The organism is Corallococcus sp. AB045, from assembly GCF_003668895.1.
GTDB lineage: Bacteria > Myxococcota > Myxococcia > Myxococcales > Myxococcaceae > Corallococcus > Corallococcus coralloides.
The window spans coordinates 13,717-26,465 of record NZ_RAWN01000014.1; the positions used below are offsets into that span (position 1 = coordinate 13,717).

Consider the following 12,749-nt stretch of genomic DNA (forward strand, 5'->3'; position numbering starts at 1 on the left):
CGATGTGCTGCGCCGGCCGCCAGGGTACCTGGGAGACTTGAGACGTCTCAACCCCCTGAAACTGTTGGACTTTTCCTGCCCGGGCGAAATGTTCCACGGAAGCCGGGCGCGCGAGTGTCAGGCATTGGAAGGGCCCACCTGTCCCAACGGAAGGTTGCAGCGTGACGGCGGGTGTGCGAACGAGCCGTGTCCTCCACCCGTCATTGGGAGCGCGAATCGCGATGCGGATTCTCTCAGGCGTCCAGTCGTCCGGAAAGCTGCACATCGGCAACTATTACGGGGCGATGCGGCAGTTCGTGCAGCTCCAGGATCAGGGCGAGGCCTACTACTTCATCGCCAACTACCACGCGCTCACCACCATCCGGGATCCGAAGCTCGCGCTGGAGCTGACGCGCGACGCGGCGCTCACGTACCTGTCGCTGGGCCTGGATCCGAAGCGGGCCGTCCTCTTCCGCCAGAGCGACGTGAAGGAGGTCCTGGAGCTCAACTGGATCCTCGGCACCGTGGTGCCCATGGCGCACCTGGAGCGGGCCACCAGCTACAAGGACAAGGTCGCCAAGGGCATCAGCGCGGACTTCGGCCTCTACGCGTACCCCGTCCTCATGGCCGCGGACATCCTGCTCTTCAGCGCGGACCAGGTGCCCGTGGGCAAGGATCAGATCCAGCACATCGAGTTCGCGCGCGACTGGGCCGTGAAGTTCAACACGACGTACGTCCCCGGCTACGACCCGGCGGATCCGGAAGGGAAGGAGCGGGGCCACGCGCCCGGCATCCTCAAGCTTCCCTCCGCCTTCGTGCAGGAGAACGCCGCCACCGTGCCCGGCATCGACGGACAGAAGATGTCCAAGTCCTACGGCAACACGCTGGAGCTGTTCGGCGAGGAGAAGGACATCAAGAAGCGCATCATGTCCATCAAGACGGACTCCACGCCCGTGGACGCGCCCAAGCCCACCGTGGACGCGCCGCTGTATGACCTGCTCAAGCTGATGCTCCCGCCCGGCGAGTTCTCCGACGTGGACGCGTCCTGGAAGGCCGGCGGCAAGGGCTACGGCGACTTCAAGAAGAAGCTCCTGGACGCCTTCCACGTCACCTTCGGCCCCGCCCGCCAGCGCCGGCAGGAGCTGCTCAACGACCCCGGGGAGTTGGAGCGCATCCTCGCGGACGGCGCCAACCGCGCCCGGGCCGAAGCCACCCGCTTGATGGAGCAGGTCCGCAAGGCCGTGGGAATCCCCTGAACGCCCGTTCCTGTTCAAATGTTTGACCCCCCTGGGAGGCATTGCTAAGGAGGTCTGTCCCCCCGGCGCGCGTAAAGGCCGGAATTTCGGACCCTTACGCATGACGAAGTTCCCATCCCCCCAGAAGGACGCCGGCCGGTGAGCGAAGGTCGCAAGCCCCCACCGCCCGACGACCTCCCGCCGGACCCCGACGGGGAGGGATTGCCGCGCACGCCCGGAGACGCCTTCCGGGTGGCGCTGCCCAACTTCGAGGGTCCCCTGGACCTGCTGCTCCATCTCATCAAGGAGCACCGGGTTGACATCTTCGACATCCCGCTGGCGCTGATCACCGGCAAGTACCTCGAATACCTGGAGCGGATGCGGGAGCTGAACCTGGACATCGCCGGGGAGTTCCTGGTGATGGCCTCCACGCTCGCCCACTTGAAGAGCCGCATGCTCCTGCCCCGGCAGGACGCGGCCCAGGTGCCGGAAGGGGCGGACGCGCTCGCGGCGGTGGAGGAGGCGCAGGACCCTCGCGCGGAGCTGGTGCGCCGGCTGTTGGAGTACCAGAAGTACAAGGACGCCGCGGAGCACCTGGCCAAGCAGGACATCCTGGACCGGGACGTGTTCGCCCGGAAGGTGCCCGTGGAGGCGATCCCCATCCCCGAGGACGAGGTGGGGCTCCAGGAGATCAGCGTCCTGAAGCTGGTGGAGGCGCTCGACCGGGTGCTCGAGCGGCTGACGCCCAAGGTGCAGCACGAGGTGGTGCTGGAGCGCGTCAGCCTGTCCGAGGCCATCCTCCGGCTGGCGGAGCGCGTGAAGAAGGACGGGCAGGTGGTGTTCGAGGCGCTGTTCACGGAGGCGGCCACGCGCCAGGAGGTGGTCATCACCTTCATCGCCATGCTGGAGATGGTGAAGCGCCGCCTCATCAAGGTCTTCCAGGAGGAGCCCCTGGGCCCCATCCAGGTGACGCCCAACGGGGACGCGCTGGAGAAGCTCGTCCCCACGGAGGTCGACGAGAGTGACTACCGGTAACGGTCCCGACGACGGTGACGAGACGCCCGCCCCTGGCACGCCCGGCGGCCCCGGACAGTTCTCCGAGGAGGAAATCGCCGCCGTCACCGGCCCTGGCCCGGACGACGCGGAGCTGGACGGAGTGGAGGCGGCCGCCATCGAGGAGGACTCGGACGACAATGAGAACGTCCCGGACCTCCAGTCCTCCTTCGAGAAGCTGGTCGCCAAGAGCCGCAACCTCTCCCCGGACCGCATCCGCACGGTGCTGGAGAGCGTGCTCTTCGTCGCCGAGCGCCCCCTGTCCGTGGACGAGCTCTACCAGGCCACCGGCATCCCCAGGGATCCCATCCTCCAGGCGATGGATCAGCTCTCCGGCATCCACCGCGAGGGCATCAGCGGCGTCGTCCTCTACGAGGTGGCGGGCGGGTGGCAGTTCCGCACGGACCCCCACTCCGCGGAGTACGTCCGGCGCTACCTCCGGGTGAAGCCGCAGCGGCTCACCCGCGCGGCGGTGGAGACGCTGGCCATCATCGCGTACCGGCAGCCCGTCACCCGGCCGGAGCTGGAGGACATCCGCGGCGTGGACTGCGGCGCGGTGCTCAAGGCGCTGATGGACCGCAAGCTGGTGAAAATCCTGGGCAAGCGGGAAGAAGTCGGCCGCCCCATTCTTTATGGAACCACGCGCGAGTTCCTGGAGTTCTTCGCGCTGAAGGACCTCTCCGCGCTGCCCACGCTCCGGGAATTCCATGAGTTGACCCAGGAGCACCGGGAAATCGTGGAGAAGGAGGCGGCGCCGCCGGTACCCGTGGCGTCGGGGACGGTGGCGGCGCTGTCGGACCCGGGGTTCACGAAGCGGATGGAGAAGAACGAGGCGGCCAGCGAGGCCGCCCTGGAGGAGCTGGAGGAGGCCATGGCCGCCGCGGAGCGGAGCCAGAAGGTCAGCGCCAGCATCCTGGAAAGCCCCCCTTCGCCCGAGAAGGGTGATAGCGAGGGGCCCAAGCCCGAGTGATGGGCGGCAACAACTGGAAGAAGGCACGGAATGGCGGCGGAACGTTTGCAGAAGTACCTGGCTCGCGCGGGAGTTGCTTCGCGCCGGCACGCGGAAGAACTCATCACCTCCGGTCGCGTCGGAGTGAACAACGAGACGGTGACGGAGCTGGGCAGCCGGGTGGAGCCCGGAGTGGACCTGGTGACCGTCGATGGGAAGCTCGTCACGCCGCCGGAAGAGTCGTCCTACTACCTGCTGTACAAGCCCGTGGGCGTCGTGACGACGCTGTCGGATCCGCAGGGCCGGCCCACGGTGGCCAGCTACGTGGAGGAGACGGGCCGCCGCCTGTTCCCCGTGGGACGTCTGGACTACGACGCCGAAGGGGCGCTGCTCTTCACGGATGACGGCGCGCTGGCGCACAAGCTCACGCACCCGAGCTTCCAGGTGCCTCGCACGTACCTGGCGAAGGTGAAGGGCTCGCCGGACATGCCCACGCTGGAGAAGCTGCGCGGTGGTGTGCGGCTGGAAGACGGCATGGCCACGCCCGTGTCCGTGGACGTCTTCGAGAAGGCCGAGCGCAACACCTGGCTGAAGATCGTCGTGGCGGAAGGCCGTCCGCACCTCATCAAGCGCCTGTGCGCGGCGGTGGGGCACCCGGTCGTGCGCCTGTTCCGTCCGAACTACGCGGGCGTGGGCGTGGAGGGGCTGCGCCCCGGCGAGCTGCGGCCGCTGAAGGTCGCGGAAGTGCTGCAGCTCACGGAGGTGGCGGAAGGCCGTGCGCAGCCGGCGTCCTCGGACCTGAAACTGCCGCCGCGCCGTCACGGGCGTTCGGCGCCGGGCTTCGGCGGGGCGGATGACGACGACATCGAGCTGTCGATGGACGACGACGCGCCGGCGGCTCCGCGCAAGACGGAGCGCGCGGCGAAGAAGGCTCCGACGGGGCCGAAGACTCGCGAGGCGCGTCCAGAGCGCAAGGAGTGGAAGGGCGTGCAGGACGGAGGCACGCGGCCGCCGAAGTTCGCGAAGCGCGGGGCGACGCTGACCACGGACGACGACGCGGCTCTGGATGACGTGCCGACATTCGACGACGACGGTGACGAGACGGAGTCGGACGCCGCCGAGGGAGCCACCTACGGTAAGGCCGCGCGAGGCGCGGGCCGTTTCAGCAAGCCCGAGGGTGAGAGTGCTCCCCGTGGCGCCGCGCGGTTCGGCAAGCCGGCCGGTGCGGGTCGTTCCGAGGGTGGTGCGTCGCGCGGTGGTAGCCGGTTCGGCAAGCCGGCGGGCCGTGGTGGTGACGAGGGTGGTGCCCCTCGCGGTCGTAGCTTCGGCAAGCCCGCGGGCCGTGGTGGTGACGAGGGTGGCGCGCCTCGTGGTCGCAGCTTCGGCAAGCCCGCCGGTGCGGGTCGTTCCGAGGGCGGTGCTTCGCGTGGTGCTGGCCGTCTCGGCAGCGAAGAGGGCAGTGCTCCTCGTGGCCGCAGCTTCGGCAAGCCCGCGGGTCGCTTCAGTGCCGAAGGCGGCGCGCCTCGCGGTGGCGGTCGGTTCGGCAAGCCGGCCGGTGCGGGTCGTGGCGGTGACGAGGGCGGTGCTCCTCGTGGCCGCAGCTTCGGCAAGCCGGCGGGTCGCTTCGGTGACGAGGGCGGTGCTCCTCGTGGCCGCAGCTTCGGCAAGCCGGCGGGTCGCTTCGGTGACGAGGGCGGTGCCCCTCGCGGTCGCAGCTTCGGCAAGCCGGCGGGCCGTGGTGGTGACGAGGGTGGTGCTCCTCGCGGTCGCAGCTTCGGCAAGCCGGCCGGCCGCTTCGGTGACGAGGGTGGTGCGCCTCGCGGTGGTGCCCGCTTCGGCAAGCCCGCGGGCCGCTTCGGTGACGAGGGTGGTGCGCCTCGCGGTCGCAGCTTCGGCAAGCCCGCCGGCCGCTTCGGTGACGAGGGCGGTGCTCCTCGCGGTCGCAGCTTCGGCAAGCCGGCGGGCCGCTTCGGTGACGAGGGCGGTGCTCCTCGCGGTCGCAGCTTCGGCAAGCCCGCCGGTGCGGGCCGTGGCGGTGACGAGCGCGCCCCGCGGGGTCGCTCCTTCGGAGACGAGGGCGGCGCTCCTCGCGGCCGCTTCTCCAAGCCGGCCGGTGGCGGCCGTTTCGGTCGTGAAGAGGGCAGTGCGCCTCGCGGCGGTGGCCGCTTCGGCAAGCCCGCCGGTGCCGGTCGTTCCGAGGGCGGTGCGCCTCGCGGTGGCAGTCGGTTCGGTGGCGGAGAGGGTGGGGGCCCTCGTGGCGGCGCCCGCTTCGGCAAGCCCGCCGGCCGCTTCGGTGCAGAAGGCGGTGCGCCTCGCGGTGGTGCCCGCTTCGGCAAGCCCGCGGGCGCGGGTGGTGACCGTCCGGAGCGCCGTGAATGGAAGCCGCGCGGTGAGTCCGCGGGCCGTCCCGAGCGTCGTGAGAGGACGCCCCGGGGTGAAGACTCCGGCAGCCGGTCTCGCGGCGGCGGCGGTGAGTCCTCGTCCAGCGGCTCCGGCGAGCGCATCGTCCGCGCGGGCGTGAAGAAGGCCCCCTCGGGCGAGCGCGGCGGCGGCTACCAGGACTTCAAGGAGCGCAAGACGCGCGCCTCCGAGCCGAGCTGGAGCAGCAAGGCGCCTCGGGGAGGGGCAGGCCGTCCGCCCCCTCGTGGTGGCCGCTCCCGCTGAACCACCCCTCCTCCTGGGTCGCTCCGTCGGTGGGCGGCCCGGGAGGGCGTTGATATAACCGCCGCCTACCTCCAGCGTCCGCCGCTCCGGGAGAACGATGCGAATCCGCGTGCGACCCCTCTTCCTCGCCCTGACCCTGCTCGTCGGGTGCAACGGCAACCGGGATCAGCTCCTCGCGGAGATCCAGGACCCCCGTCCCGAAGTCCGCGCCGCCGCCGTGAGGAAGCTGGCCGAGCAGAACAACGCGGACGACCTGGTCCTCTTCACCCGCGCCGCCAAGGACCTCTCCGCCTTCGTCCGGGGCGAGGCCGCCAGCGCGCTCGGGGAGAGCCAGGACCCTCGCGTCGTGGATCTGCTCGGAGAGCTCCTGGAGGATCCCGACGAGGCCGTGCAGGGCCAGGCCGCCCTGGCGCTCGCCAAGGTGAAGAACGACAAGGCCAAGGCGTACCTCACGCTCCAGTACGGACGGCGGGGCCGCGCCACGCGCCGGGTCATCGTCCAGGCCCTCAAGAGCGCCAACGTCCCCGGCGCCATGGCCACCGTCGTCGCCGCCGAATCCAAGGGCCTCTGGGAGCGCAACCTCCTGGCCCTCACCGAAGGGGCGCTCCCGGAACGCGTGGGCGCCGCCGAAGAGCTGGGCAAGAGCGGCCGCTCGGAGGCGGTGAACCGGCTGCTGCCCATGGTGCGCGACAGCCAGGTCATCCTCGCCGCCGCCGCCGTGCGCGGGCTGGGCGACGCGGGCGACACCCGCGCTGTGGCCCCCATCGCGCTGCTCCTCGACGAGAGCTTCCCGGAGCTTCGCGAGTCCGCCATCGGCGCGCTGATGAAGCTGCAGGACCCGACGGCCGCGACGAAGCTCCAGGCCGTGGCAGTGGAGAAGAGCGCGGTGAGCCCGCTGGCCACCGACGCCATCCTGACCTTCCCGCGCACGCCCACGACGGACGCCGCGCTGTGCGCCATCGCGCTCGACGGCGCCCGGGACGAGGCCGTGGACGCCGCCCGCGCCATGCGTTCGCGAGGCGGCTGCCCGGCGGACCCCATCGCGGACCGGCTGTCGCGCCCGGCCTCCGCGGCGTCAGGGCTCCAGGCGGTGACGGGCCTGGGCCCGGCGGCACAGGCGCTGCTGCCCAAGGTGACGCCGTGGCTCAACCAGCCGGACGCCGGGCTGCGCACGCTCGCGGTGGAGGCGGTGACGCACGTGGGCGATGCCTCCGTGGTGCCCGTCATCCAGAAGCTCTACGAGCAGGAGGTCGCCGGGCTCACGGCGCTGCGCGCGGACTGGATCCCGCAGGTGCTGCCGCGGAAGTACGCCGCGGATCTGGATCCGTCGGCCCCGCGTCCGGAAGTGGCCAAGGGGAAGGAAGACCCACGGTCCGCCAAGCACGCGCAGCTCTTCGAGCGGCTCCAGGCGCTCAACGCGGCCCGCGCCAAGGAGGCCGGGCGCGTGGTGGTGCCGCCGCGAGTCCCCTCGGAGCTGAGCGACGACGTGGAGCCCGCGAAGCTGCAACCGCTGGCCACGCTGCTCACCGCGCTGGGGGCGCTCAAGGCGCCCGGAGCGCTGGAGATCCTCAAGGGCTACGCGGACGACGTGAGCCCGGTGCTGCGCGCGGCGGCGCTGGTGGGGCTCGCGTCCGTGGGCCCCGAGGGCCTCGAGGTGACCCGCGCGGCGCTGCTGGAGCCCGACCGCGAGCTGCAGAAGACGCTGGCGCTGGCGCTGGCGGAGCAGGGTGAGGCCGGGCAGCTCGCGCTGATCGCGTCGCTGCCGAAGATGGGCAGCGAGAAGCTGGTGGTCCTGGATGCGCTGTCACGCGTGGGGCCGCCGCCCGCGTCCGCGTCGGAGGCGTTGCAGGGCGTGGTGAAGGAGGGTGGGGCGGAGGCGGCGCTCGCGGCGCAGCTCCTGGGGCGGATGGGCGCGAAGGACGCGGTGCCCACGCTGCTCAAGGCGCTGGACGACTCCAACAGCGTGGCCCGCCGCGACGTGCTGCTGGCGCTGGGGGCCATGGGCGACGCGAAGTCCGCGGAGGTGGTGGGGCGGGACCTGTACCACGACCTGCCGGAGATCCGGGCCGCGGCGGCCACGGCACTGCGCAAGATGAACACCGGCGCGGAGGCCGAGCCGCTGGACGCGCTGAAGGCCGACTACTTCCGCGAGGTCCGAGTCGCGGCGGGCGCCTCGCTGGCGAAGGAAGGCACGGCGGCCGGCGGGGCGCAGTGAATGGAGTCACGCGCGCTCAAGGACAAGGCGACGGAGGCCTTCGGCAAGGGCCGCTTCGCCAAGGCCGCCGAGCTGTACGAGGACTACTGCCAGGAGGAGCCGAAGGATCACCAGAGCCGCCTGCGCATGGGGGATGCGTGGTCCAAGGCCGGTCAGCGTGACCGCGCCGTCTCCGCGTACCAGTCCGCGGCGGAGGGCTTCGCGAAGGAGGGCTTCCTCCCGCGCGCCATCGCCGCGAGCAAGCTGATCCTCGAGCTGGATCCGTCCCACCAGGGCGTGCAGCAGATGCTCGCGGACCTGTACGCGCGAAGGGGCACGCCGGCCACGTCCAGGGCGAAGCCGAAGGACGCAGCGCCCCCATCGACTTCCGAGAAGCTCATCACCCAACGGGAGGTCCCGCCCGAAGCCGCCAGCCCCAGGCCCGAGCCGCTGGAGGCCGGCGGAGCACCGGTGGACCTGTCGGATGCGCTCCCGCCCGAGCTGGCCCTGTCGAGCGCGCCCGCGCCCGTCGCGGACGGCACCGAGGTGGTCCTCTCCGTCGAGCTCGAGCTCGAGCCCACGCAGGACGAGCCCAAGGCGCCAACGGCGACCGGGGCCGCCGCGCCGCCATCCGCCGTCCCCGCACCGACGGGCCAGTCCGTCCAGGTCGCACCGCCGTCCCCATCTCCCATGCCCGAGCTTCCCCAGATCCGGACGCCCAGCGGACGCTGGCAGGCGCTCGCGCCGCCCATCACGGGTCCCGACACCGCGCCGGCCCCCACCGAGCCGAAGTCTCCCTCTCAGGCCGCGCCCCCGGGCCTGCGCCCCCGCCGCGTGGACACGCCCTCCAGGCCCACGGCCACGGTCGCCGCCGGAGCCGCAGTGGTGCCCACCACCGCCGGAGCCCCGGAGCCCTGGCGCGCGTCCCTGCGTGTCTCCAGCTTCACGGAGCTGGAGCTCGAAGCGGACTCGCTGCTGCACGCGGTGGAGCTCGCGGCCCAGCGGGGACTGTCAGAACAAGCGCTGGAGGAGGAGCCCGTCTACGAGCTGACCGAGGAGGCCGGCCCCGGCACCTGGGACGCGCTGCCGTCCATCCCGCTCTTCTCCGACCTGCCGCGCGACGCGTTCATCCAGCTCTTCGAACGCTGCCCGCTGCGGCGCTTCGGCCCCGGCGAGCGCATCCTCGCGCAGGGCACGCACGGCGACGCATTCTACGTCATCTGCGAAGGCAGCGTGCGCGTCTTCCGTGAAGAGGACGGCCGCCGCCAGGACCTGGCCACGCTGGTGGTCGGCGCCTTCTTCGGTGAGATGGCGCTCCTGTCCGGAGCCCCGCGCGCCGCCTCCGTGGAGTCCGTGTCCGACGACACGCAGGTGCTCGAAATCTCCGCCGCCGTGCTCGCCACGCTCTCGCTCAGCCATCCGCCCGTGGCGAAGGCCCTCAAGAAGTTCTGCCGCGAGCGGCTCCTCGCGAACGTGATGAACAGCTCCGCGCTGTTCCGCCCCTTCAACCGCAAGGATCGCCGCAACCTCGTGGAGCGCTTCCGGGCCCGCGACGTGGAGCGCGGTGACGTCATCATCCGCGAAGGCGACGCCACGGACGGCCTCTACGTCGTCCTCTCCGGCGAGGTGGAGGTCCACAAGAGCGGGCAGCGGCTGACGACCCTGAAGGAAGGCGACCTGTTCGGAGAGATCTCCCTCCTGCAGAAGACGCCGGCCACCGCCACCGTGGAGGCCACGCGCCACACCACGCTGCTGCGCCTGCCGCGCGAGGACTTCGACTCGCTCATCTCCAGCCACCCGCAGGTCCTGATGCTCGTCTCGGACCTGAGCGACGAACGCCTGCGCCGCACGCAGCACGTGCTGGACGGTCAGGCAGGGACCGCGCCGGACGACGAGGAAGAAGACCTCATCCTCGTCTGACGTGGCCTCGCGGGTCCCCCGGCCCGCATCCCACCCCGCGAGTCACCTGACGCAGCCGGGCAGGGCGCCAGGTTGTGACGCCCGGAAGCGCCCGCTATCCTGGCCGGCATGGCTGGAGGCCAGCACGCGACAGCGGGATTGGGGCCCGACGACATCGCCGAGTTGGAAGCCCTTGGCTCCGAGCCCGGCTACGACGTGTTCCTGGCCCCCGCGCGTGCCCTCGAAGGCCCCGTGGAGGAGTGCCGCTCCAACATCGCGCTCGCCTTCCACAACACGAAGCGCGGGGTGGAGAGCGTCCTGGCCCGTGAGGTGGAGGTCGCCGCGCTCCCGGGCGTGAACGTGGAGGAGCTGCGCGAGCTGCCGCTGCTCGCCCAGGGCCTGGCGTGGGCCGCGCTGCGTGTCCAGCGCGACATGCGGGCCAGCTCCTTCGGAGCCCTCTTCGACCGCGCCCAGCAGCTGCGCCGCAAGCTGCTCAAGACCGCGGAGGCGCTCGCGGAGGCTTCCTTCCTCGCCGCCACGGACGTGGCGGCCGCCCACGGTGAGGGCCACCGCGACGTGGTGGGGGACTGCCTGGGACTCGTGGCGCTGTTCCGCAGGCACGAGGAGAAGCTCGCCGGCCGCTCCCCCGTCTCCCCCGAGGACGTGAACGAGGTGGAGCGCGTCGCGCAGCAACTGCGCGCCCTGCTCGCGGCCCCGGGAGAGGCCCGCGAGGACGACAGCTCGCCGCTGCTCTTCGAGGCCACGGAGACGCGGGACCGCTTCTGGACGCTGCTCACCCGGCGCCACGACGTCCTCTGGCGCTGTGGCGCGTGGCTCTTCGGCCGGGACGTGGACATGCACGTGCCGCCGCTCCTGGCCCGCCACCCGCTGGTGCGCGCCGTCGAGCCCACGTCCATCGAACGCGCGAAGCAGCAGACGCCCGCGAAGCGAGGGGCGACCCCCATCGACTACGCCCCGGACAGCAACGTGCGCTCCAAGGTCCGCTTCATGGTGAAGGTCGGCTTCGACTTTCCCTCCCGCTAGACACCCATGCCTTTCGACGTGAAGGACATCCTCCGGCAGCAGGAAGCCGGCTTCGCTCCGGAGTCCGGGGCCCCCAAGTGGTGGCAGGAGAGCTGGGAGGATCCGGAAGGGTTCGCCGTGGCGCTCGCGGAGGCCCACGCGGGCCGGGGCGTCCCGCCGCCCAAGAGCCGCCCGGGCCAGCAGTACGACTTCTTCCATGATCTCATCGTGCGCCACGTCGCGCTGGAGCGCCCCGCGTTCCGCACGCACCAGCGCATCCAGGGCTGGCAGGCCCTGGGCTACCGCACGCTGCACGACCTGGCCTCGCGCCGCGCCAGCGAATGGGCGGATCAGGGCGTGGAGCCGGGAGCCAAGGTGTGCCTGGTGCACGGCGTGGGGCAGGAGATGCTCGTGTCGCTCCTGGCCACGCTGAAGCTGGGCGGCTGCTTCACGCTCCTGCCGCCCATGGGCCCGCGCGCCATGGCCACCCGGCTGGAGTCCCTGACGCCGGACTTCATCGCCGCGGAGCCCCACCAGCTCCCGCTCCTCAAGGGCCACGAGCAGCTGCTGCTCAAGAGCCAGGGGAGGGGAGCGCCGGGCTTCACGTCCCACACGTACAAGCCGACGGACGTGGTGGGGCTGCTCTTCTCGCCGCTGGTGGATCCGCCGCACACGCCCGTGCCCCTCACCGCGGAGAACGCGTGGAAGGGCGCCATTGGCGACGGGATGCTCACCTTCGGCCTGTCGCCAGGGGACATCCTCGCGGCGCCGGACTTCCCGGTGCTCCAGCACCTGCCGGCGCTCCTCTTCGCCACGCTCCTGCGCGGCGCCACCTACCTGCACCTGGAGATGGCGGACCTGGCGCTCAACCCGGCCCCGCTCCTGGAGCACCCGCTGCGCGCGCTGGGCGTCACGCCGAAGCTGCGCGACCTGCTCCTGCGCCACCGCGCCAACCTGCGCAACGTGCAGCACTGGTTCCGCAATCCGGAGGAGCCCTTCGACGCCCAGGCGTGGCGCGCGTGGGTGAAGCAGTGCGGCCTCCAGGCCGTGCCGTCCTCCAACGTCCTCATCGACGCGTCCGCCGGCGGCGCGGTGCTGGCGTCGTCGCGCGGGGTGAGCGAGGCGACCACGGACGTGCACACGGACGTCTTCCCCGTCCCGGGCCGCGCGTGGACGCTGAAGGATCCGAACGCGAGCGGGCAGGGCGCTCCCACGGACGTGGGCGTCTTCACGCTCCTGCCGGACAAGGAGTACCCGCCGGGCCACGTCCTGCTCGCGCGGATCCGCCAGCGCTACCACTACGCGGGCACGCTGGGCTTCCGGCACGACGGCCGCACGTACTCCGCGAAGGAGGTCACCGCCGCGCTGGAGGGCCTGCCGTTCCTCGTGGGCACCAGCGTGGTGCCGGTGTCCACCGGCGGCCTCGCCAGCCACTCCCGCTTCATCCTCCTGGCCTTCACGGGGGCCACGCCTGCTCCCTCGTCCGGCGAGCAGGAGATCCACCGGCGCATCGAAATGCTGCTCGGCGGGGATTTCCTGCCCGACCGCATCGAGTTCTTCCCGCTCTTTCCCCACCGGGTGAAGGGCGCGGTCGACGACGCGTGGTGCGCCTCGCAGTTCTTCACCGGGGCGCTACACAAGAAGGCGAAGGACCCGATGTTCCAGGCCCTCACCGCCCTGCGGGAACGACTGCTGGAAAGCGCTGGCGCTTCGGGCGAAGATGACCCGTCGCCAGGGCGCTGAAAGAGGAGCG

General features: G+C 71.6%; 8 protein-coding genes. All 8 read left to right on the forward strand.

From position 1 onward, the window contains the following. The first annotated feature begins 221 nt into the window (after positions 1–221). A complete protein-coding gene (gene trpS, locus D7Y21_RS05505; protein WP_121711695.1) occupies positions 222–1,235 on the forward strand; it encodes a tryptophan--tRNA ligase in 1,014 nt (337 codons plus the stop codon). Positions 1,236–1,436: 201 nt separating this feature from the next. Further along, positions 1,437–2,249 carry a ScpA family protein gene (locus tag D7Y21_RS05510; RefSeq protein ID WP_370038178.1) on the forward strand — a complete coding sequence of 271 codons (813 nt, stop codon included), beginning with the start codon at positions 1,437–1,439 and terminating at the stop codon, positions 2,247–2,249. Beyond that, a complete protein-coding gene (scpB, locus tag D7Y21_RS05515) occupies positions 2,236–3,237 on the forward strand; it encodes an SMC-Scp complex subunit ScpB (protein WP_121711697.1) in 1,002 nt (333 codons plus the stop codon). Before D7Y21_RS05510 ends, scpB begins: the two co-directional genes overlap by 14 nt. Before the next feature lie 30 nt (positions 3,238–3,267). Beyond that, complete coding sequence (locus D7Y21_RS05520; RefSeq protein ID WP_121711699.1) at positions 3,268–5,880, forward strand: pseudouridine synthase; 2,613 nt, start codon at positions 3,268–3,270, stop codon at positions 5,878–5,880. Between the two features lie 97 nt (positions 5,881–5,977). Beyond that, positions 5,978–8,095, forward strand: coding sequence for a HEAT repeat domain-containing protein (locus D7Y21_RS05525; protein WP_120563190.1), 2,118 nt, complete (start codon positions 5,978–5,980; stop codon positions 8,093–8,095). Continuing rightward, on the forward strand, positions 8,096–9,994 hold the full coding sequence (locus D7Y21_RS05530; RefSeq protein ID WP_121711701.1) for a cyclic nucleotide-binding domain-containing protein: 1,899 nt from the start codon (positions 8,096–8,098) through the stop codon (positions 9,992–9,994). A 108-nt stretch (positions 9,995–10,102) separates the two neighbouring features. Beyond that, entirely contained in the window at positions 10,103–11,017 is a 915-nt protein-coding gene (locus D7Y21_RS05535) for a hypothetical protein (protein ID WP_147469191.1), read from the forward strand. Positions 11,018–11,023: 6 nt separating this feature from the next. Next, complete coding sequence (locus D7Y21_RS05540) at positions 11,024–12,739, forward strand: AMP-binding protein (RefSeq protein WP_121711704.1); 1,716 nt, start codon at positions 11,024–11,026, stop codon at positions 12,737–12,739. Positions 12,740–12,749: the final 10 nt, after the last annotated feature.